This window comes from Paenibacillus sp. JT31N7 (assembly GCF_059692095.1).
In genome coordinates, this window is record NZ_JCAUAT010000003.1 from 834,454 (window position 1) to 854,738 (window position 20,285).

The window sequence follows — 20,285 nt, forward strand, 5'->3', positions numbered from 1 at the left end:
AAGCCAAAGCGTGGCGATCTTACACGGATTACAGATAAAGTCCGTAAAGAAGTTGAAAGGCGCAGTCAAGGACGGTGCGAACGTTGCCGCTATTGCCGGGAGACAAAGAAAGTAAACAAAATCACGCATTTTAGTAGATTGGTCGTGTAAGGAGGAATTCCGTGAACATTCTCAAGAAGGTGAGGACCCTTGCAAGGTTGGATAAAACTGCACCGGAAAGTTTTGCGCAGTTCAATGTATAAGCAGCTTAACAGCAAGCAACGGGACGTTATGTGGACCGTTTTGCTTCTGGCGAATCACGAGTCAAACCACTGGGAATTCCGGGGAGAAATCTACTCAGTGAAGCCAGGACAATTCATAACTTCCTTAGATCATTTACAGGAAAATTGTGCTTCTGATGTGTCAATTCAGAGTGTTCGAACTGCTTTGTTGAAATTAGAAAAACATGAATTTTTAACAAATGAATCAACAATGCGGAATCGGCTTATAACCGTTGTAAACTGGGGCTTTTATCAAGGTATTGAAGATGAATCAACAAAGTCATTAACAGACAGTCAACAAAGTACTAACAAAGAACTAACAACTAACAAGAATGAAAAGAATGATAAGAATGAAAAGAAACTAATACGATTCGAAGAGTTTTGGAACTTATACCCTAAGAAAGCGGCGCAGAAAGATGCTGAAAAAGCTTGGACCGCACTTAAGTCAACATCAATTGATGATGTGATTACAGCAGCCAAGCATTACGCCGAAGATTGTAAACGATCCAAGCGCGATAAGCAGTATATCAAGTTACCGGCAACATTTTTGCGACAAGAGCGCTGGAAAGATTATTTGCCAGAGGAAGCTGGGACGGCAGACGTTTCACTGGAACAAATAGCATTTGAAGAATGGGTGAGGGAGGGCAATGACCCAGACAAATTCATTCACAACCCTTAACAGCGACATGATGGCCGAACAGGCGGTTCTCGGAGCTGTTCTACTGAACAACGAGTGTATTGACGAGATTAGATTCTTAGAGCCTCGCGACTTTCAGGCTAGTCATGAGCTGCTATGGAAAGTCATGCTCTACTTGGATGGATTAGATAAACCCGTGGACATCATGACGGTTACGGAGATTTATACGCGGGATGCAAATCGTAAAAAGCAGTTTGATGATTTGGGCGGGGTCAGTTACTTATCCCAACTCACAAGCGGTTGTCCATCATCATCCAAGGCAGCCGTTGAATCATACGCCAAGATTGTCCGGCAGTACGGTAACCGCAAAAGAATCCGAAGCTTAGCAGATCAGATCCGTGACGAAGCTGACGGTGGGGATTACGAGACAGAAGAAGAAATGTTCTCTGCTGTCGAGGAATTAGTTGCTGATATCCGTCCTAAAGATTCCGGGGAAATGCGGAGTATGTCAGAGAGTCGGCAGGCATATAAGAAGCACCTATCGAGCGTAGCTGAACGGTTGCGGACAGGGTTCCAGCAGTATGACGAATGGGCGCAGCTTCACCGCGGATGGCTTTATATCTTAGCTGGTCGGCCTAGTGTGGGAAAGACAGCTAAAGCTTTGCAGCTTGCGTATGGAGTCGCGAAGCACAATCCTGACGGCGGTGTGGTCCTAGTGTTCTCTCTCGAAATGGGCGAGAACGAGCTAAAGGACCGCTGGGTATCAAACATCGCAGGCGTCAATTATGTCAGGCTGACTCAGAAGAAGGAAGAACTGACCGAAGAGGAACACCGCAAGATAGATGCGGCGCTTGATAAACTGGACGCTCTCCCGATCTTTGTTCAGGATAAACCGGGTGTGACGATTGACGAGATAAGGGCAACGGTCCGGCGATTTAAAAAGAAATACGGCAAAATAGCTGCGGTGTTTGTGGACTATCTCCAGATTCTCAACATCCCTGATCGTAAGAGTGAGAACCGCGCGCGGGCAATCGGCAAGGTAACAGCGACCGCCAAGACGCTGGCCCGACAGTACAATTTCTGTTTTGTGATGCTTTCACAGATGACTCGGGAGAGCGACAACGGGGAAGAGCCGAAGCTTTCTGATCTTAAAGAATCAGGGAGCATCGAGCAAGATGCGGATGTGGTTGAGTTCCTTTGGCACAAGCGCGGCGACTTAGAAGATAACTGTAAGGTGGTCCGCTCTTATTTTGCTAAGGGCCGAAACGTTGGGGAGAACCGATTCCGCTACAAGTTTGAGTGGTGGTATCAGCGATACAAGGAACTGGAGCGAGCATCCGGGGATGGTGTGCTAGGTGGCAAAAAAAATCGAAAATAACGATCAATACGAAAAGACCTGTGTATGGCTTGTCAACAAAGCGAAGGAGCTTGAAGACCCTCTTATGAGTGAGGATGAAAAAGCGCCTTTACTTGCCAAGTACGACGATTGGTACGAAGAGGCAAGGAGCTACCGTCTGAGCAAGTGAATATTTTTTTAATCCTTATGTTATTAAAAGTGTCGGAGGGTAATAAATGGTTACTGAAAATGCCATTAAAGAGGCCACGAAGGAACAGTTGCTTATCGTTGCGCTAGATCCAGACAACGACTTGCAAACTCGATATGCAGCAGCAAGAGAGCTACAGCGACGAAGATGGTCGCCTTTGATGGTAACGGACTTGGTCAGACTTTATCCGCGAATGTTCCCCGATGAAATTGCTGAAAGGCTTGGTACTACAGTTCAGATGGTCAGTTATCAAGCGAAAGCCTTGGGGCTTAAACAATACTGTGATAGGAGAGAAGCGCTATGAAATGTTCGGTTCCTGACTGCTTGAGATTGGGCGGTCGGAGATTTGCTCAAGCTCCGGTGTGCGATCTCTGCCGGAAGAAGCTTCAAAGAGAAGCAGAGGAGTTTTATCGGTCGGCGAATTATAAAAGCACATCCATTGATGAGAAACGGCCTATATATAGAAGTATTTTCAGTAGAACGATCTGGGGGAGGCGCGGCCATGCGTTACGTGGGGATTGACCCAAGCACAATGACCGGCTTTGTTGCCCTAGGTTCAGATGGAGTAGAAGTCCAGAGAACCAAGGAGTTAACGGGCATTGGAAAGGAAGACCCGAAACGTATGGTTTTCCTTGTAGATGAGGTTATGGAGCACCTAAGACAGAATGACCGGGTTTGCATAGAGGGATTTTCCCACGGATCTAAGGGTAAGTTTGTAGGCCAACAGTACGGAATAGGTTGGTTAATCCGAGCTGCATTATTCAGACGTGGTCTGAAGTATGTTGAAGTCTCTCCCGGCCAGCTAAAAAAGTTCGCAAGCGGTAAAGGTAATGACAGCAAAGATAACTTAATTATTCCCATTTATAAATCATGGGGTTTCCAACATAGCAGCGATAACGTCCGCGATGCCTTTGTTTTAGCAAAAATATCTTATCATTTGCAGAATCCAGCCGGATCGCAGTTGTTACCGAAATATCGGCGCGATGTTATTAATACCATTTTAAATTCCGAAGGAGCGAATTCCTAATGAAAACGACTGTGAAAATTAATTTTACCGATCTCAATACTAACAAGAAGGATGAGCAAGTTATCAAACATACTGTGCGCGGCGACTTATCGGATGAGCAGATTTTAACTCTCTACAAGTTGAAAAAGCAAGGTATCGGGTTTGTAGATCTTTATTCTGCTCAGACTGACATTGACGACTTCGCAGAAGACGAAGACGATCATGAAGGCATCGAATATACGGTCAACAGTGACGGGACGGCTGAGGTTGATTCGGAGCAGTTGAGCATAGATGATGTGCCGGTCGAGACTGATGAATCAGAGGCAGAGCAGCCTGAAACGGACCCAATTGAAGCCACAATTACCATCCTGCCGGACGATATTGACCCGATAGAAAAGCTTATTGCTCTGGGCGAGGCTCCAGCGATAGAAGGCAATGAGATTAATTTCTATGCCGTCCTACGCCGCAAATACCGCGGGGAGAAAATGGACGATATCGCTAAGAGTCTGGGTTTAGCGGCAATCACGCTGCATAGCAAGCTGAGAGCTCACAAAAACGCCGTAGCCAAGGCAATTGAGCCAGTAGCTACGGTTTCGGATGAAGAGCTTCCTTTTTAAATGCGGCCCTTCGGGGCCTTAAAGATAGCTATTTGTACTCTTTTTCAATTTGATCAATCACTGTTAGATGCATTTTTAGTAGTCTTTGTTTCTTATACGTAAAAATGATATCAATTGAAGCTGCTATAAAAATTAAAGCGGCAACCAAGTAAAAAAAGAAATAAGTTTCAATTCCTAACTTCAATCCTTCTAAAATCTCTCCTACAGTTTTACTCCAAGAGATTGTATTGCTCTGGATGTACTCTTTATTAGCATTTAAGGCATTTAAGCTAGTGCTAGATACAGCTATTGACGCACTAAGTGCTGCTAAGATTGTCGTAAAAATCAATTTTACCAAAAGATCAATGATAACACTAAGATAGTTGGTTGAATTTTCCTCTGACTTAATGCTCATCATAACAATTTTAAATTTAGCCTTGGGTATCTTCTTGTATGAGTTATATAAAGATTCAATTCGACGATGTTCTTCATACATTACATCAACTACATTTAGATGTTTAAACGAACTTAATAATTTTTTCTTGAAATTAATGTAAAAAGAAATTTCTAAACCTACTATTACCAAAGCAATTAATACAAGAGACGAAAGAGCAATCATATTTGTACTATTCAAAAACATTTCCCCTTATCTGTATGATTATCCCATTTATATCGGCTAGACTGGATCGTTTCTTAATAAGAATTTTGGAGGGATAAACGATGAAGCCGGGAGACGTTGTAAAGCACAAGAAGGATAAGTATTTGGTTCGTGGAGTTGTACGGAATATTGCGAAGAGTGGGATTCGGGCACAAGTAGACTGGTATACGAAGGATAATCCCAAATTAACCTGGTTCATAAGCGCGTTTATCGGATTGATTATCTAGAGAAAGTGGAGGAAGCCAATGTCACCACATGAAATCATGCCCGGCAAGACCTACCACAACGGAAAAACGGGGCCGCGGTCCTATAGCGAGCGAAAGGTGTTGGATATTGGTGTCGGCTGGCATAAACCATTTAGCAGACTAATGAGACCCGATGGTATCAGATATGAGCAGCTAGCCGGACCAAACAAGGGCGGCGTGTACATTTTATCGCTGAAGTCCTTTGCAAGCTGGGCTAAAGGAACCACAGATTAATCCCCCTATAGGGCATCTAAATAAAGGACGGTGTAGATTGGTGGCTAACAAAGAAGGGTTTAGCGTAGTTATTGAATACCCGAGAATGATGGAGGTAGGCTTGGTGGTTACTTTTCAAAACAAGTTCATTGTCATTTCCAAGATAACTAAAATCGAACCAATAACGGAGACAAAGTTTCTAGTCAGCGGATTCGGCAAAGTCACTCAATAACACAGAAATACATGGGAGGGTTTATACCACGTGAAAAAAGAAGAGATATCGGAAGTTTTACTTAGAATATTCCAATTTTGTGACTACTCCGAAATGGTTACAGAAATCAAAAACGTGCTTAAACAAATGCCTATTAAAATGCAGAAAGAATTTATCGTTACCATGTTAGAGGCGGAGCTTTGGGACAGTGCCGATGCGCCTACGGAAGAAGACCTGGAAGCAGCCAGAAAGTTTACGGGTTATCACGGTTAGTTTTAACACAGAAATACATGGGAGGACAGGACATGAAAGAGGAATTGCTTCCAAAATGCGTTGAAATTGTCTGCATTGACTGTAATGAAAGAAAACAGGTGCCATACTCGATCCACTCTCAATATCGCTGTAATGACTGTGCGGGAAAAGGAGTGCGTGCGATGACTCCAGAGGAATTTTTAGAATTTGTCGAGGATGACTGCAGAACCTGCGGAGGATCAGGTTTCTCGTCGGCACTATATGGCGGGTATGACGGTGTATGTAGTGATTGTGGCGGTGTTGGAAAGCAGTAAATGATTGCTCGGCAGTCTAACGGACAGGTCAAAAACAGAAATACATGGGAGGGACACAATGGACACTGCATGGAATGATTGGCAGCGTATAAGTAAAACGCGAAAACAGCACAAATGCGAGGTGACTGGCGAATCAATACCTATCGGCTCGGCATGTTGGAAGTTCACAGGGGTGTATGAGGGGGAATTTCAGCGGTGGTATTGCACGGACGAAGCAAAACAATTCTGGGACAAACTTCCGCATGATCCTGACGGATACGAATGCAGCTGTGTAGGCGATATGATGCGTGAAGCAAGCAAAAACGCAGTCTAAACATCAACTAAGGGAGGGTTTATATATGATGATCGTTATGAGTTTAGAAGAAGTGAAATATGCTCTCTGCGTTGACATCTTTTCCAAAACGGGCATGAGGGTACAACCGGAGGACGTGTTCATTTCTGGCATAGATAAGGTGGAAGAAGAAGACGGAAGTATTTCAGCCCTAAGTATCGCGCTTGAAATTGGTAAATGAGCAGGTTAAACATCAACTAGGGGAGGAAACCCCTCCCCATTGATGATTAACCATTAGTTAAACAAAAAATCGAGATATAACCTCTACAAGACCTAGAATAGACACAAGCAGATCTAAAATAATGATGATTATTTCAAGTTTGTGCATCAAGACTATCAACTCCTCTCCTAATTTTTATCTTTTCGAAGGTACAATATAGGAGGGTTGATTGACTTGTGACGCTTGTACTAAAAAAAGCCCAAAAAGGGCTCCGATAGTTACTTAAGATGCCTTGAACGGAGGCGGTTAGATTGGAACAAATTAGCTTCGAACTGCCGGAGCTTGATAGGAAGCTTACGAAGGCCGCGGTTGAGGATGCTTTCGAAAAGTACAGGATTTATAAATTTCTTTCATTTGAAGAAAGGGAAGCATCAATTACTGCTGGCTATACAGAACGCTTTCATGGCCCCACAAACGTTACAAGCGATCAGACCGCGAACATAGCGATTTATAACGTAGACGAACCGGAACATAGGAGAAGATACTGTGAGCGCATTGAACGGGCTGTGAAGCGTCTGCCACGGTTAGAAAGATTCCTTGTAGAGGAAAGGTACCTGAGTAACGAAAGTGAATACATCACCGACCAAACAGTATACAACCATAGGTTTGATCCACCGATCAGCCATCCAAAATACGGAGAAATACGATGGAGAGCCTTTTACGCTTTAGCGATGTTGCTTGGATTAGCGGTAAAAAAAGAAGTATGGCGGAGGAGTATACATGAAAACAGTAAACAATAAAGAAGATTTACCCTTAGTTTTAAATGGAGAACAGATCATTAAAATATTGAGATTGGGTAGAAGGGCCGGATATGAGTTTTTAAAAAATCCGCCTTTTGCAGTAAGACGAGTAGGAAAAAGAGGGATCATAAAAGCGTCAAGAGATGCAGTTTTCAATTGGTTAGAAGACAATGAAAGCAGGGCATAAAACCCTTGCTTTTTTTGTTTTATAGTGTTAACATTCCAATTACAGTTAATCATTTTTGCGTACGATTTTGGTAGGATTTTGGTAGGATTTCGGTAGGAATTTTAGGGTTTTGGTAGGATTTTGGTAGGAAACTTGAGGAAATCATAGGATTCCAAGTGATACTTGCTAATGCAGGAAAGTCCAAAAAATCCAGTAATATCAAGGGTTTCAGTACCGAAACGACTATCAAAGGTCACCAAAAGGACATACGAAATTGAATATTGAACCTTCGGGGTAGGGTGAAAGTCCCAACCGGCGGTGATGGGTACGCAAGTACCCTAAGCCCGCGACTCCCGGCTGTTACGGCCGGGACTGACTTGGTGCGACTCCAAGGCCGACGGTAAAGTCCGGATGGGAGAAGGTGAAAAGCAGCTTCATTAAAATTTTTATTTTAATGAAGTCTGTTTGTCGATGCCCCCGTTGAATTTCCAGCGGGGGCATCGTCTCTTTTCGGAAGGTTCAATTCAAAACATTCCACAGGGGGTTTTTGAATTGGAAAATGCTTTAGGTCTTAACGGAAAGTCCGCTTTAACAAAGGGTAAAGGGATCAACGGCATCTGGTATGTCGCGCTGGGCGCCACGTTGTGGGGTCTCGATCCGCTTTTTCGTATCCTGCTGTTGAAAAGCCTAACATCGGCGCAGATCGTGTTCATCGAACACCTGCTGCTCGCCTGCTACGCGCTTCCGGTCCTGATCCGGTACCGCGAACAACTGACCGGAAAGCTGACGCTGGCTGTCATCGGCGCGCTGCTGTTCATTTCGTGGGGCGGATCGGCAATCGCCACGATTTTGTTCACGTCGGCGTTTGCTCATGGAAGCGCGAATGCCGTGCTGCTTTTACAAAAGCTTCAGCCCTTATTCGCCATTACTTTGGCACGCGTACTGCTAAAAGAAGCTCTTCCCGCCCGATTTTTTAAATACATCTTTTTTGCACTTGCGGGCACGTATTTGCTGACATTCGGATTTCAATCCCCGTCGCTGGGCCTCAAAGATCTGGGCACCATGAGCTGTCTGCTATCGATTCTGGCCGCTATTCTCTGGGGCGGATCCACGGTCATGGGCAAATATTTGCTGCAAAAAAATCTCGATTTCCCGATCGTAACTTCGCTCCGTTTTTTACTGGCTATCCCGCTGCTGTTTATCGTTCTCATGGCGAGCGGGGATGCCTGGCAGCTTCACAAAGGAACGGGTGAATGGACGCTTATCATTGTGAACATGCTGTTCCAGGCGTTTTTTCCGGGGCTGATCAGCATGCTGCTCTACTATAAAGGTTTGTCCTCGACCAAGGCGTTTCTCGCGACGATCGCGGAACTGTCCTTCCCGGCCGTAGGTGTCCTGATCAACTGGCTCGTATTCGATCAGGCCCTGACAATCGGACAACTGGTCGGCTTCCTTCTGATCTGGTCCACGCTGTGGTTTATGGGTCGCACCCCGGAAAGTAAAGCCGCCGCGTCCGGCGCCAACGAGAAGCTCGACGCTTCGACCGTTTAATTGCAAAGCGTCACAAAGACTGCCTTATAGGCGGTCTTTTTTCATTTTTACCGAAAGCGGAACTCCACCTTGTAGGGAGCGAAGGATTTGGAGGTTAGTGAACCACAGGGCAGGTGCAGGGGAGTATAGCCGATTTTCCGGAAGAATGCTATGCTAAACAAGTGGAATACCATTATTTTACATAATTCAGATAAATTGAGGTGGACCGAAATTGAAGCGTCCGGATATACTTGACGAGATTTACGCCCTGCATCCCAATGAAGCCAAGGGCCTGCTGCTGCAAATGCTGAAACAAGCACAACAATACGACGAACTGCTGGAGAAAGAACATGCCCTTCATAAACGGATTTTAGAGATATGGAACGGACACTTGGCCCAAAAGCGGGCGGAAACGGAAGGGAAAACCGGCCATGTTCACATTGTGATGGGACTGTCCAATGCGGGAGCTTTGAAGTGTGCGCTTAGCAATCTGGGACGGAGGAAAGAAAGCGAGATCCTCGCATTCAGCGATTGTTTTTCCGAAGGGCCGATCCGGGAGCTGGAGACGGAAGAGGGGCGTAAGTTCCGCTTGCAATGGATGTCCGAACGTTTCAAGGGGTATGGGTACGCCCAGTTTACCGGGATCAGGCACGGTTTAGAACCCATACTGGAGACTGTGCGCGGCATACCCGCCGGTAAGGACATTACGATCTGGACCGGCTATCACGCCCATGAGCAGATCGGGATGCGTCTTGTGCTGTCTGCCCTACGTGATGCTCCAAATAACGTCTATATCGGCCATATTTCGCAGCTTTATGAAGGGATAGCCTTCCGTTTCGATCCGGCTCCGCATTCTCATGCATTCGGCTTTCTTTCTATGGAAGCGATTGAAGAAATCGTAGGGCTGCATGAAGAGAGGAAGCAGCCTTTGTCTGAGCAGGCAAGGCAAGCTTATATCAAGGAGTGGGAAGAACTGTCGGCTTCCGATGCGAAGCTTCATATATGGTCGGATGGGAAAATTGTGCAGGCTGCGGAGGACAGTTACGACGATGCTCTCCTAGAACTAGTCGGACAATTTCAGCGCGATGGAAGCGATGTTGAAGATGAATTCGTTCCGGCCAGCCGGGTGATTATGGAAGCGCTGGAGAGCTGGGGCGGCGCCGTTATGATGGAGTTCATCGAATACCGGCTGTGGACATTGATTAGCGATGGACGGCTGAGGTTCAAGGGTGTGCCGGCTGCCATGCAATCTTACAAAGTGACGGTGGCTGAATCGCCACGATTCGGAATAACGGACTGGGCACCGCAAGAAGGGAAGAGGACATAACTTCCCCGCCCTAAGCCGTCCTGCATGAACCTAATCGAAACCGCTCTATGACCCTAATGATTTCAAGCGCTTTTCATGCATAGAAACGAAGCGGGCGGCGTGTAGCGAAAAGCGGGGAGCAAGCTGCACAGCCACAAGTCGGAAAATGCAGAATAGCAGCGCAGAGATCCAATCCGGCTTGCATCAGCTGACCAAAACGGGAGGAGTACTCTTCGTCTCCGGCTTACTACAATCCCGGACGGGTGATCCGGCCCTGCACGGCAGACGGCCAACCTCCACGCTCCGCCCCCGGCAGCAAATAAAGCAGGTTCCCGTATTAATCAGGAACCTGCTTTATTGGATGGAACTATTCATTCGCGGCGGTTTTCTTCACATCCGACGCTTTGATGCCGCGCATGATGCTTACCTCGACGCGGCGGTTTTTGGCCCTGCCATCGGCTGAATCGTTTGGTTCCACCGGCCGATATTCGCCGTATCCGATCGAGCGGAAGCGGCTCGGGTCGATGGCGTTATTTTCAAGCAAAATTTTCATGAAATTCAGGGCCCGTCTGGAGCTTAGATCCCAGTTCGAATCAAACTCCTTGTTATTGATCGGCACATTGTCCGCATGTCCGGCCACTTCGATCCGGTATTTCGGATATTGGCTCAGCATATCGGTCATCGCCTGGGCCAGACGACGCGATTCCGATTTAATCACCGCAGACCCGGACGCGAACAAAGCTTTGTCCTGGATCGTGATCATTAGCTGGTCGTCAGTCAGGGTCGTTGCCAGCTCGGAGCCGAGCTTGTTGTCCGTGATGTATTGATCGAGCTTCTGCTTAAGCTGCTCCAGATCGGCCTGCTCGGCCTCGTACTGCTTTTGCAGCGCTTCGCTTTCCGAAGGGTTCGGGTTGTCATGCTTCTTGAGTGCGGTACTGGTGTCCCGGTTCAAGGGTATTTTGGCCGAAGTCTCGAAAGTCCCGGTGCCCCCGGTAAAAGCGGAGTTCAAAGCTCTCATGATGCTGTCGTATTTTTTCGAGTCCACCTGACTGGAAGCGAACAAAATGATGAACAAGGCCAGCAGCAGCGTCAGAAGGTCGGCGTAGGGGATGAGCCAAGACTCGTCCACATGCTCCTCATGATGTTCCTTCCTGTGCTTTTTACTCATCGTCCGTACCTGATTGTTTCGAGGAGTCCTCGTCTTCACGCTGGGAGCTTGGTACGAAAACAAGCAGCTTCTGTTTGACCGCGGAAGAGGAAATGCCGGCCTGAATGGACAAAAGTCCTTCCACCATCATCAGCTTCAGCGTGACTTCTTTTTTGGATTTCTGCTTCAGTTTATTGGCAATGGGATGCCACAGAACGTAACCGGAGAAAATACCGAGAAGAGTCGCGACGAACGCCGCGGAGATGAGATGGCCGAGCTTCTCGATTTCGTTCAGGTTGCTCAGCGCCGCAATCAGGCCGACAACCGCTCCCAATACCCCCAGAGTAGGGGCGTACGTTCCCGCCTGCGTAAAGATTTGAGCGCCGTTCCGGTGCCGGTCTTCCATAGCCGCAATATCTTCCATCAACACTTCGCGCACGAAGTCCTGATCATTGGCGTCGATAATCATCCGCATTCCGCTTTTAAGGAAGGGATCGTCAATTTCGTTCACTTTTTCTTCGAGAGAAAGCAGGCCTTCGCGGCGGGTAAGAGCTGTCCAGTCCGCCACCATATTAATGAGGTCTTTTTTGGGCATAAGCTTTTGCTCAGTGAAAACGATTTTCAACAGTTTAGGGAAATTTTTAAGATCTTCGCCCGAAAATCCGATAAAAAGAGTGGCCGCCGTCCCGACGAAAATAATAAGCAAAGCGGCAGGGTTGAACAGAGCAGTCAGGCTGGCCCCTTTTAAAACCATGCCGACGCCTACGGCTATAATAGCCAGAATGATACCAATAATAGAAGATTTCTCCAAAGTTCGCGCACCTCTTCGTTGTAGGTTGTATGACCTATATCGACAAAGGTACACATAAAGTTAACAGTTATTTTAAAGTTCCTTCAAACGTCACAAAAATCACACAAAATGGCGAAAAACAAGCTTTTTCGACGTTTTTGGGTCGTTTTTAAAAGGAATATCCGCTCTGTCCGGCGAAGGTTTTCTGGACGATTTCGACTTTATTCGACGTTTTTCGTATCAATCCGATAAGGAATTTTATTTGGTATCCGAAGAAAGATGAAAGATTTCTTCATTCGGGTTTTGGAAGATGACCGGCCTTTTGGGATGCTTTCCTGAAATGTTATAAACGTGCAATTTTAGGTGCATATGAATCGACGGCTCTTGGCATGATGTGCATAGCGGCGTTGCTTGTGCTAAAATCAGATTTTACTAAATCACTAACAGCAGGTGTTTCTATGTTCAGCTTCTATTTGTTTCCGATTTCGTACGCATTTCTAACGTTTCCGATCGCGGCGGTTCTGTTCACGCTCCCCTTTCTGCTCGTCCAGTACCGCAAGTACGGGTATGTACACTTTTACAGGGCATTGCTGCTGTACTTGTTTCTTCTGTATATGATGAATGCCCTGTATCTGATTATTCTGCCGCTGCCTCCGAGCATCCATAATACGCCCCCGGCGGTGGAGTCGTATGCCCAGTGGATTCCGTTTCACTTCCTGGAAGACATCGTAAGGGAAACGGCCGTGGTGGCGGATCAACCGCGCACGTACCTGCATTTGCTGAAGGAACGGGCGTTCCTTCAAGTGCTCTTTAACGTATTGCTTACGGTGCCGTTCGGCATTTTCCTGCGGTATTATTTCCGCACAAACTGGGTCAAATGCTTGTTGTTCTCGATGGGGCTGTCTTTGTTTTTCGAGATCACGCAGGTAACCGGCCTGTACGGCATCTACGATTATCCGTACCGCCTCTTCGATGTCGATGACATTATGATGAATACGGCGGGGGGGATGATCGGGTATGTCGCGGCGGAGTGGTTATCTTCCCTGCTGCCGAAGATCGAATCGCTCGATGACAAAGTGGACCTGGCGGTCAAACGCGTCACTTACACCCGGCGTGGGCTTGCGTTCCTGTTCGACTGGTTCGTAATGAGCCCCGTACTTGCCATTCTGGCCGTACTGAATGTTCCGATTCCTTATGCGGCGGGCGTCGTGCTGTATTTTATCGTGCTGCCTTATTTCACGAACGGCCAGACGCTCGGCAAATGGATCGTCCGCATCCGTCTCAAAGGCACATCCGAAAAAATAACGCTGTACGAGCTTTTCGTCCGTTACGGGCTGCTGTATTTGTTCGTCGGTGGATTGAATCAGCTGTATATCCGGGCGGGGATCGAGAATCTTCCCGATATCCTGATGGTCATCGCGACTTTCGCCATGTTCCTCTTTAATGCCTGGTTCGCTATTCACGTCCTGCGCTGTGTGTTCAACCGCAACCGGCAGTTATTTTACGAGAAGAAAAGCGGCACGCGGCACGTAATTAAATAGGGTAGCGTCAATCGAGCGGAAACTCATCCGGTCTTCCGCCTCCCCGGTTTTTCAAAGCAAAAGCTGCCTCAGTTCTCTCTTTCAGAGACTGGGGCTGTTTGAGCTGGGCTGAACAAAGCTTTTTTTATAGAAGGAGAACTTGTTTAACCCCGGGCAGATTCTTTTTTTCGGCCGAAACCGCTATATTTAAAAGAGGACCTAAAATGAAGGCGCTTCCCTCAGGAAAAGCCTTGAAGCGGAGGGAACCGGAATGAAGAAACCCGTCGATATCGGCATCGTGCTGAGCCAGCTTGATCTGGCTTGGCAGAAATGGCTGGATTATGTGCCGCCGCAAAATCAGAAGCAGCCTGTCTGAACTTGACGCCGGTGCCGGCAGAAGACCACAAAATCGGAAGGCCGAAAGCAAACGGAGGCGATCATATGTTGAAATCGAAGACGATTGAGGCCGATTGGGGCGGCCATCTTGTAAAACTGACCTGGATGACTACCGCAGCGCCTCCCGGAAGTGATGTCACCAGTGTACACGGTGTCTGCTTTTATGAAGGCAAAATAGTGCTCGTCCGCGTCAAAACCCGCGGTTTTAACCTGCCGGGCGGGCACGTGGAGGCGGGCGAGACACCCGGGGAAGCCCTGCACCGCGAATGCCTGGAGGAAGGCTGTGTAGAAGGAATGATCCGTCCGGTCGGGATGATCAAAGTGAGTCATGAGAACAATCCGAATTTCGATCCGGCGGGGAAGTATCTGCTCATCGGCTATCAGGTTTTTTACCGGATGGATATCGCCGCCTGCCACGCCTTTACCCGGGAGAACGAGTGTACGGCCCGCATCTGGGTCGAACCCGGGGAGCTGCCTCATATGATCGAAGATCACGAGCTCATTCTCTGCGCCGTGGAAGCGGCGCTGAACAGCGGGCCTGTAAGCAAGCCGCTTGACAATTGAGGAGGATGGCATGCACGAGAAACAGAACAGACCAAAACCCGCCGTACTCGTAACGGGAGCAAGCACGGGTATCGGACGGGGCATTGCCCTTGAATTTGCTGCGGCAGGCTACCGGGTCGCGATTTCCCATTATGAGGATGGGGATGCTGCGGCTGCTGCGGCCGAGGAGATTTCACGCTTGTCGGGAGACCCATGCGTAGTGATCGCTGGAGACCTGAGGAAGCTTGAGACTGCGGAAGCGACCATAGGAGAGGCCCTGCAATTCCTCGGCCGCCTTGACGTTCTCGTGAATAACGCCGGCATCGGGCTGTACGGCCGCATACAGGAGCTGCCCGCCGAAAACCTGGACAGCTTGTACGGGCTGAATTTCCGCGCTCCGCTGCTTCTGATGCGGGATGCCTCCCGTCACATGATTGAGCGCGGCATCCGGGGATGCATCCTGAACATTACCTCCTCGCGGGCCGAGCGGGCTTATCCGGAGGATGCCGCCTACGGCGGACTCAAAGCGGGCTTGAAACGGGCCGCCGAAGCTGCCGCGCTTGATCTCGCGCCTTACGGAATCCGCGTCAACTGTCTGGCTCCCGGAGCCGTACTTGTACGGGAACCGGAGCCTCAGCTGGACATGTTCGCCGAGACGATCCCCCTGGGCCGGATAGGTCTGCCGGACGATATCGCCCGGGCTGCGGTATGGCTGGCGTCGAAGCAGGCGTCGTACGTGACCGGCATCTCTCTACGGGTAGACGGCGGTTTGATCCTGCCGGGCATGCCCGAAGATGGCAGCGCCTCCTGGAATCCGGGCGTCTAACCTCCGCGGGATATGGAATGCGAACAGGTCAGTTGAAAACACCCGAGCCCACAATTTTCACGTTGACCTTCGGGTGGAAACGGACGTTTTTATACTCCTGCTCCCAGTCCATGGACTTCCATAATTTAGGATGGCGGGCAATGAGCTGTCTCCCGATACCGAACGCATCGCAGCCGCTTTCCTGAAGCTTCCCAATGATGACTTCGGCGTCCCGGGTCAGCAGATCGGACAAGTCCTTGTTCAGCCGGTTCACCGTATCCTTTTCATGCAGATGATCTTCGGCAAACTCCATCACTCTTACCGGAAGGTTCAGGTCCAGATAAACATCCACTTCGCGCTCCCGGACCTGGACCTTCAATTTTCGCTTGCTTTTTTGTCCCCCGGCATCGAACGTGATGTAATTCTCCAGATTGTTCCGGTCTCCTTCTTTGATTTTCCGCACAAATCTTGCGGTTTTTTTATGTGCGCCCATGAGAAGCGAATACAGAATGGATTCTTCCACGTTCAGGCTGCCGGTCATCCGCTGATCGTGAAACAGGACGTTCCCGGCGGCCGCGACGTTTTTCCCGTCCTGCTTCAGGTAGGGAAGCACGAAATCCTGGCCGGGATCCAGCAGCATCGCGAGCATCGTTTCCAGCGACAATTCGGGAAAAACGCTCATCTCCTCCAGGCTTTCGATTTTCCTCGTAATAAATTCACCGATGAGAATGCTGCCGACCTTCTTCAACCGGAGCATTTCGTTCGCCGACCCGTCCACGACGGCGACTTTAACCCGGGAAGTCGGATTGCGCGGATCGCGGTACAAAACATCCAGGTACGGATACAGATCCTTTTCCGCCACATTTCGGCCAAGCAGCATAAAGCCGTATTTAAAGTACCGGATATCGCCGGTTACCTTGGTCCGGATAATATCGCTTGTCTGCCGGACGGAATAACCGGTTCCGGACTCCACTTCGTTCTTCGCCGCACCCTGCTGCTCGGTCTGTTGGGGCTCATCGACGACTTCGATCGTCTGCATCAGCCTGCCGTCGGGCGTAAGATCATACCCCGACCCGTATCCCAGGCGGGCATCTCTCAAGCTGTCCTCGTCCCAGCAGCCGGGCAGCACGGCAAGCAGAAGCAGCACGGTCCCGATACGTCCGGTCCGTTTCATACGGGATTACCTCCTTTCTTCTTAAGGGCGTAGGATAGCAGCAGGAGCAGAAGCGGGAAGCCGATCAGGAAAAAATAAGCCGACGCGTCGGCGATATACGAAAAAAATTCGAACTGTTCCTTCGTCTGCGGCACATAGGCGATGACACAGGAAATAATCACCGCGAAGGGCGCGGCTTTCTTATGATCCTTATGCTTCAGCAGATGGCCGATGCCGAAAGCGGCCGCATAGCAGTAGCCCGTCATGGAGGCGACCATGGAAATCATCCAGATGGGGAGGAACAGCAGATCTGCCCGGTCCAACGCCCCGAAGGGCAGCGAACGGAGCAGATACATGACCGGCTCCGGAATCATGCTGAGCTGCAGGGGGCTGAAAACGGTCATGCAGGTAAACACCGTGAAGGCGTAAAACAAAACGACAAACCAGGTACCGGCCGAAACGGCTTTCAGTTTGCCGGCATGGTTTCCTTTGACAAACGGATAAATGACGAGAATCAGCTCGAAGCCGTACATGGCGGTAATCGTTTCTTTCGAACTGAGAACGATATTCCAAATTCCCGCCTCGTTAAGCGGAAGCAGGTACAGGAAATTAGCGCGGTGCACGCCGTATCCGATCAGGAACATCATAGGCCCGATGAGAAACGTGAAAAGAATAAAAATACGGGTAATCGTACGGAACGTGCCCCGGATCAAATAAACGCCCGTCAGCAAAAACAGGAACAGCACCGCCCAGCGCGGAGTGTTCTGGAGAATCCAGCGGTTGATGATATCGAACGCGCCCATCATGACAACGCCGCCGACCAGAAGAAAGTAAGCGACGTAGGCAATTCCGATCAAAGTGCCCGCATACCGGCCCGTTACGGCCGACGCGATCCCGAACACGCTGTAGGAGGGGAACCGCTTCATCAGCATCCACATCATAACCAGAATCAGCTGAAGGAAGAAGCCGGCGATCAGAACCGAAATCCAGCCTCCCCCTTTGGCGAGCTGATGAAGCCGGTAAGGCAGCGAAAGAATTCCGACACCGATCTGGAGTTTAATAATGAGCAGAAAAAGCTGGCCTTGCGAAATGGTGTCTTTGGGTTCAATCTTCATCCCGTTTCCAGCTCCTTGAGGTGGCCTCTTCTTGCTTTATGATTTTAGGGTTGGCGTCATGGGGACGCGCGTTGAGCAGCCAAGAAGGAAAACGGACAAACACGTCCTTCATGTCTTTTATTCTCAGCGGTGCGAAAGGAGAGAAGTAGGGCGTGCCGAAAGATTCCAGCTTGCACAGATGGATCGTCAGGAGCATCAGACCGAAAGCGATCCCCACATATCCGAAAATAGAAGCCGCGATCATCAGCGGAAAGCGCAAAATCCGCACGGCCGAGCTCATTTCATGGGACGGGACGAGAAAAGAGGCGATGGCCGTCAGCGAAACGACGATAATCATCGTATAGGAAACGAGTCCGGCCCGTACAATGGCATCCCCGATGACCAAACCGCCGACGATGCCGATCGTCTGTCCGACCCGGCTTGGCAGCCGGATACCCGCTTCGCGGAGCAACTCGAAGATGAGTTCGAGCAGCATGGCTTCGACGATAGCGGGAAAAGGGACGCGTTCCAGCGAGCTTTTGATCGTATGGACAAGCTCCAGCGGTAAAATGTCCGGATGAAAGGAAACTGTCCCGATGTAAAGAGCGGGAAGTGTGAACGCCAGCAGAAAGCTGAACATCCGGATCATTCGGACAAAAGAGCTGACGATCCAGCGCCCGTTATAATCGTCCGGCGACTGGTAGAAGGCGAAGAAGGTGACGGGAGCGATAAGGACGGTCGGACTTCCTTCCGTAAGAATCGCGATGCGTCCTTCCAATAAATTAGAAGCGGTCCGGTCCGGACGCTCGGTGGCCAAATGCTGCGGAAACATGGAGAACGGATGATCCTCCGTAATCTCCTGAACAATTCCTGTAGTCAGCACGGCATCGGCGGAGATGGCCCGGATTCGTTCCTCCACTTCCTGAACAAGCTCGGCATTGGCGATATTTTTCATATAAACGACGGCTATCCGGGTTTGCGTATGCGTACCGGCCAGAAAATAGCGGACCGTCAAATAAGGGCTTGAGATCAGCCTGCGGATCAGAAACAAGTTTACGTTCAGAACTTCAATGAAACCGTAGTGAGGGCCCCGGATGACACCTTCGTTCTCGGGTTCTTCCACAGTCCGTTTGTAAACGGCTTCCGTCGCCAAAATATAAAACCCCTGAAGACCCTCCAGAAAATAAACGCATTTTCCCTGAATCAAGGCTTTGACGGCGTTATCCAGCGGAGTTTCGCGGGTCGTTTCCAAAATGTTAAACAAGTTATCCAGCTCTTGGCCGGTATTTTCGTGCAGAGGCTGGACCACATGAAGCTGTATTTTATCCTGATCGACCATGGATTCGAGGTAAACGAGCATCCCGTCCGTACCGGCGAAAGGCAGGGGCTGCTGCTTTAAATCTTCCGTAAAGCAGAGAGCATGCTTCAGGTAACCGATATTGATGGCAATGGAATCGGAAGCCCCGAGGGCTTTTTCCGGTTCGGGGAGATTTTCACCCGGTCCTGAGCTCCGGGCCGCCCGGATAAGCTTGCGATAGAGACTCATGCAAAACACACCTTTGGATTCGATATCCATAATGTGTTCAAACGGGAATGCCATTATTCTCTATGGAAGGGGGAAAAAGACACATTCAGCCTTTCGCACAGGGCGGCGGCAAGCCGAAGCTGGGCTGGTGCTGGGCCGGAAATCCCCATATGTTGCTGGGATCGGCTTCCTGCGGAGCGAGAATTTGAAAGCATGGTTTGGGCTCGGATACCGTTTTATTGGATGAAAGATCAGACAGATTCCTGACGTTCCGCGGCGGGTAATTAAGAAGTGAGTGTCCTTTTACCCCCTTCGATGGCTAAACTTTTGCATAGGAACGGGGACAAAGCGGCAAATTACTATCCGTTCACTTCTACGAATAACGGAGGGATTACGTATGGCATCGGAACCATTTTTGCAAGCAGTCCGGGAAAGACGCTCCATTTATGGAATCAGCGGAGAATCTCCTGTTTCGGACGACAAAATTGTGGAAATCGTGCGGGAAGCGGTTAAACACACGCCGTCTTCCTTTAACTCCCAAAGCGCACGGGTACTCGTGCTTCTGGGTGAGCAGCATCATAAGCTGTGGGACATCGTCAAAGATATTTTGCGTACGATCGTCAAGGAAGACCAGTTTGCGGCCACGGAGCAGAAGCTGAACAGTTTCCGCAGCGGCCACGGCTCGGTTGTGTTCTTTGAGGATATGTCCGTCATCGAGGCGCTGCAGGCGCAGTTCCCGAGCTATCAAGACCATTTCCCGAACTGGTCCCAGCAGTCAAACGGCATGCTGCAGTACGTCATCTGGACGGCGCTGGAGAGCGAAGGGCTGGGTGCGACGCTTCAGCATTACAACCCTTTGATCGACGAGAAGGTGAAAAGCACCTGGAACCTGCCGGAATCGTGGAAGCTGATCGCCCAAATGCCTTTCGGCAAGCCGACGGCGCCTGCGGGCGACAAGGAATTCAAACCGGTCGATGAACGGGTCAAAGTAGCTAAATCGTAACAGCGCGACCGCGTCGGAACCCCCATTTCTCCTGCAGAAACGGGGGTTATTCTGTTACTTGGCCGTTTACAGTACCTTTT

25 protein-coding genes, 1 pseudogene and 1 riboswitch are annotated in these 20,285 nt (G+C 49.3%); of the genes and pseudogenes, 20 read left to right on the plus strand and 6 right to left on the minus strand.

What is annotated here, in order from left to right; genetic code table 11:
* The first annotated feature begins 339 nt into the window (after nucleotides 1-339).
* The 6 genes from AC58P5_RS18310 to AC58P5_RS18335 all read left to right on the plus strand — a co-directional run bounded on the left by AC58P5_RS18310 (nucleotide 340) and on the right by AC58P5_RS18335 (nucleotide 4,064).
* A complete protein-coding gene (locus tag AC58P5_RS18310) occupies nucleotides 340-939 on the plus strand; it encodes an LvrA C-terminal domain-related protein (RefSeq protein WP_497388963.1) in 600 nt (199 codons plus the stop codon).
* Nucleotides 908-2,275, plus strand: a complete 1,368-nt coding sequence (locus tag AC58P5_RS18315; RefSeq protein ID WP_497388965.1) for a replicative DNA helicase — start codon at nucleotides 908-910, stop codon at nucleotides 2,273-2,275. Before AC58P5_RS18310 ends, AC58P5_RS18315 begins: the two co-directional genes overlap by 32 nt.
* Nucleotides 2,253-2,423 carry a hypothetical protein gene (locus AC58P5_RS18320; RefSeq protein WP_497388967.1) on the plus strand — a complete coding sequence of 57 codons (171 nt, stop codon included), beginning with the start codon at nucleotides 2,253-2,255 and terminating at the stop codon, nucleotides 2,421-2,423. Before AC58P5_RS18315 ends, AC58P5_RS18320 begins: the two co-directional genes overlap by 23 nt.
* Before the next feature lie 46 nt (nucleotides 2,424-2,469).
* The gene (locus AC58P5_RS18325; protein WP_497388969.1) at nucleotides 2,470-2,745 is read left to right on the plus strand and encodes a hypothetical protein; all 276 of its coding nucleotides are present in this window, start codon (nucleotides 2,470-2,472) and stop codon (nucleotides 2,743-2,745) included.
* Between the two features lie 198 nt (nucleotides 2,746-2,943).
* Nucleotides 2,944-3,468: a RuvC family protein gene (locus AC58P5_RS18330; protein WP_497388971.1), complete on the plus strand. Its 525-nt coding sequence runs from the start codon at nucleotides 2,944-2,946 to the stop codon at nucleotides 3,466-3,468.
* On the plus strand, nucleotides 3,468-4,064 hold the full coding sequence (locus AC58P5_RS18335; RefSeq protein WP_497388973.1) for a hypothetical protein: 597 nt from the start codon (nucleotides 3,468-3,470) through the stop codon (nucleotides 4,062-4,064). The genes AC58P5_RS18330 and AC58P5_RS18335 overlap by 1 nt, the downstream gene beginning before the upstream one ends.
* A 28-nt stretch (nucleotides 4,065-4,092) precedes the next feature.
* Here the strand turns inward: AC58P5_RS18335 and AC58P5_RS18340 are convergent, their stop codons facing one another.
* Entirely contained in the window at nucleotides 4,093-4,677 is a 585-nt protein-coding gene (locus AC58P5_RS18340) for a hypothetical protein (protein WP_497388975.1), read from the minus strand.
* An 86-nt stretch (nucleotides 4,678-4,763) separates the two neighbouring features.
* Between AC58P5_RS18340 and AC58P5_RS18345 the strand changes: the two genes are divergently transcribed.
* From AC58P5_RS18345 to AC58P5_RS18385, 9 genes are all read left to right on the plus strand, one after another.
* Nucleotides 4,764-4,928, plus strand: coding sequence for a hypothetical protein (locus AC58P5_RS18345; protein ID WP_497388977.1), 165 nt, complete (start codon nucleotides 4,764-4,766; stop codon nucleotides 4,926-4,928).
* Nucleotides 4,929-4,946: 18 nt separating this feature from the next.
* Nucleotides 4,947-5,180, plus strand: coding sequence for a hypothetical protein (locus tag AC58P5_RS18350; RefSeq protein WP_497384807.1), 234 nt, complete (start codon nucleotides 4,947-4,949; stop codon nucleotides 5,178-5,180).
* Nucleotides 5,181-5,421: 241 nt separating this feature from the next.
* Nucleotides 5,422-5,643, plus strand: a complete 222-nt coding sequence (locus tag AC58P5_RS18355) for a hypothetical protein (protein ID WP_497388979.1) — start codon at nucleotides 5,422-5,424, stop codon at nucleotides 5,641-5,643.
* Nucleotides 5,644-5,675: 32 nt separating this feature from the next.
* Nucleotides 5,676-5,936: a hypothetical protein gene (locus tag AC58P5_RS18360; RefSeq protein WP_497388981.1), complete on the plus strand. Its 261-nt coding sequence runs from the start codon at nucleotides 5,676-5,678 to the stop codon at nucleotides 5,934-5,936.
* Nucleotides 5,937-6,274: 338 nt separating this feature from the next.
* Entirely contained in the window at nucleotides 6,275-6,448 is a 174-nt protein-coding gene (locus AC58P5_RS18365; protein WP_497388983.1) for a hypothetical protein, read from the plus strand.
* Nucleotides 6,449-6,738: 290 nt separating this feature from the next.
* On the plus strand, nucleotides 6,739-7,227 hold the full coding sequence (locus tag AC58P5_RS18370; protein ID WP_497388985.1) for an ArpU family phage packaging/lysis transcriptional regulator: 489 nt from the start codon (nucleotides 6,739-6,741) through the stop codon (nucleotides 7,225-7,227).
* Nucleotides 7,208-7,414, plus strand: coding sequence for a helix-turn-helix domain-containing protein (locus tag AC58P5_RS18375; protein ID WP_497388987.1), 207 nt, complete (start codon nucleotides 7,208-7,210; stop codon nucleotides 7,412-7,414). The genes AC58P5_RS18370 and AC58P5_RS18375 overlap by 20 nt, the downstream gene beginning before the upstream one ends.
* 260 nt (nucleotides 7,415-7,674) lie before the next feature.
* A riboswitch (FMN riboswitch) is annotated at nucleotides 7,675-7,820 on the plus strand.
* A 125-nt stretch (nucleotides 7,821-7,945) separates the two neighbouring features.
* Nucleotides 7,946-8,944: a DMT family transporter gene (locus tag AC58P5_RS18380; RefSeq protein ID WP_497388989.1), complete on the plus strand. Its 999-nt coding sequence runs from the start codon at nucleotides 7,946-7,948 to the stop codon at nucleotides 8,942-8,944.
* Between the two features lie 211 nt (nucleotides 8,945-9,155).
* The gene (locus AC58P5_RS18385; protein ID WP_497388991.1) at nucleotides 9,156-10,250 is read left to right on the plus strand and encodes a DUF1835 domain-containing protein; all 1,095 of its coding nucleotides are present in this window, start codon (nucleotides 9,156-9,158) and stop codon (nucleotides 10,248-10,250) included.
* A 346-nt stretch (nucleotides 10,251-10,596) separates the two neighbouring features.
* Here the strand turns inward: AC58P5_RS18385 and motB are convergent, their stop codons facing one another.
* Both motB and motA read right to left on the minus strand, forming a co-directional pair.
* Nucleotides 10,597-11,397 (minus strand): flagellar motor protein MotB, encoded by an 801-nt coding sequence (motB, locus tag AC58P5_RS18390; protein ID WP_497388993.1) that lies wholly within the window; start codon nucleotides 11,395-11,397, stop codon nucleotides 10,597-10,599.
* Entirely contained in the window at nucleotides 11,390-12,187 is a 798-nt protein-coding gene (gene motA, locus AC58P5_RS18395) for a flagellar motor stator protein MotA (RefSeq protein WP_497388995.1), read from the minus strand. Before motA ends, motB begins: the two co-directional genes overlap by 8 nt.
* Nucleotides 12,188-12,624: 437 nt before the next feature.
* On the opposite strand from motA, the gene AC58P5_RS18400 reads away from it, so the two are divergent.
* The 3 genes from AC58P5_RS18400 (at nucleotide 12,625) to AC58P5_RS18410 (ending at nucleotide 15,451) form a co-directional block, all read left to right on the plus strand.
* Nucleotides 12,625-13,707, plus strand: coding sequence for a VanZ family protein (locus AC58P5_RS18400; protein WP_497388997.1), 1,083 nt, complete (start codon nucleotides 12,625-12,627; stop codon nucleotides 13,705-13,707).
* Nucleotides 13,708-14,127: 420 nt separating this feature from the next.
* Nucleotides 14,128-14,646 (plus strand): NUDIX domain-containing protein, encoded by a 519-nt coding sequence (locus tag AC58P5_RS18405; RefSeq protein WP_497388999.1) that lies wholly within the window; start codon nucleotides 14,128-14,130, stop codon nucleotides 14,644-14,646.
* Between the two features lie 10 nt (nucleotides 14,647-14,656).
* The gene (locus tag AC58P5_RS18410) at nucleotides 14,657-15,451 is read left to right on the plus strand and encodes an SDR family NAD(P)-dependent oxidoreductase (protein ID WP_497389001.1); all 795 of its coding nucleotides are present in this window, start codon (nucleotides 14,657-14,659) and stop codon (nucleotides 15,449-15,451) included.
* A gap of 28 nt (nucleotides 15,452-15,479) precedes the next feature.
* Here AC58P5_RS18410 and AC58P5_RS18415 read toward each other — a convergent pair whose 3' ends face one another.
* The 3 genes from AC58P5_RS18415 to AC58P5_RS18425 are packed head-to-tail and all read right to left on the minus strand — an operon-like array spanning nucleotide 15,480 to nucleotide 19,223.
* Nucleotides 15,480-16,604 carry a Ger(x)C family spore germination protein gene (locus AC58P5_RS18415; RefSeq protein ID WP_497389003.1) on the minus strand — a complete coding sequence of 375 codons (1,125 nt, stop codon included), beginning with the start codon at nucleotides 16,602-16,604 and terminating at the stop codon, nucleotides 15,480-15,482.
* On the minus strand, nucleotides 16,601-17,698 hold the full coding sequence (locus tag AC58P5_RS18420; RefSeq protein WP_497389005.1) for a GerAB/ArcD/ProY family transporter: 1,098 nt from the start codon (nucleotides 17,696-17,698) through the stop codon (nucleotides 16,601-16,603). Before AC58P5_RS18420 ends, AC58P5_RS18415 begins: the two co-directional genes overlap by 4 nt.
* Nucleotides 17,688-19,223 (minus strand): spore germination protein, encoded by a 1,536-nt coding sequence (locus AC58P5_RS18425; RefSeq protein ID WP_497389007.1) that lies wholly within the window; start codon nucleotides 19,221-19,223, stop codon nucleotides 17,688-17,690. Before AC58P5_RS18425 ends, AC58P5_RS18420 begins: the two co-directional genes overlap by 11 nt.
* 107 nt (nucleotides 19,224-19,330) lie before the next feature.
* On the opposite strand from AC58P5_RS18425, the pseudogene AC58P5_RS18430 reads away from it, so the two are divergent.
* A pseudogene (locus tag AC58P5_RS18430) lies at nucleotides 19,331-19,411 on the plus strand (DUF5701 family protein); the annotation flags it as partial.
* A gap of 188 nt (nucleotides 19,412-19,599) precedes the next feature.
* A complete protein-coding gene (locus AC58P5_RS18435) occupies nucleotides 19,600-20,205 on the plus strand; it encodes a nitroreductase family protein (RefSeq protein WP_497389009.1) in 606 nt (201 codons plus the stop codon).
* The last annotated feature ends 80 nt before the right edge of the window (nucleotides 20,206-20,285 follow it).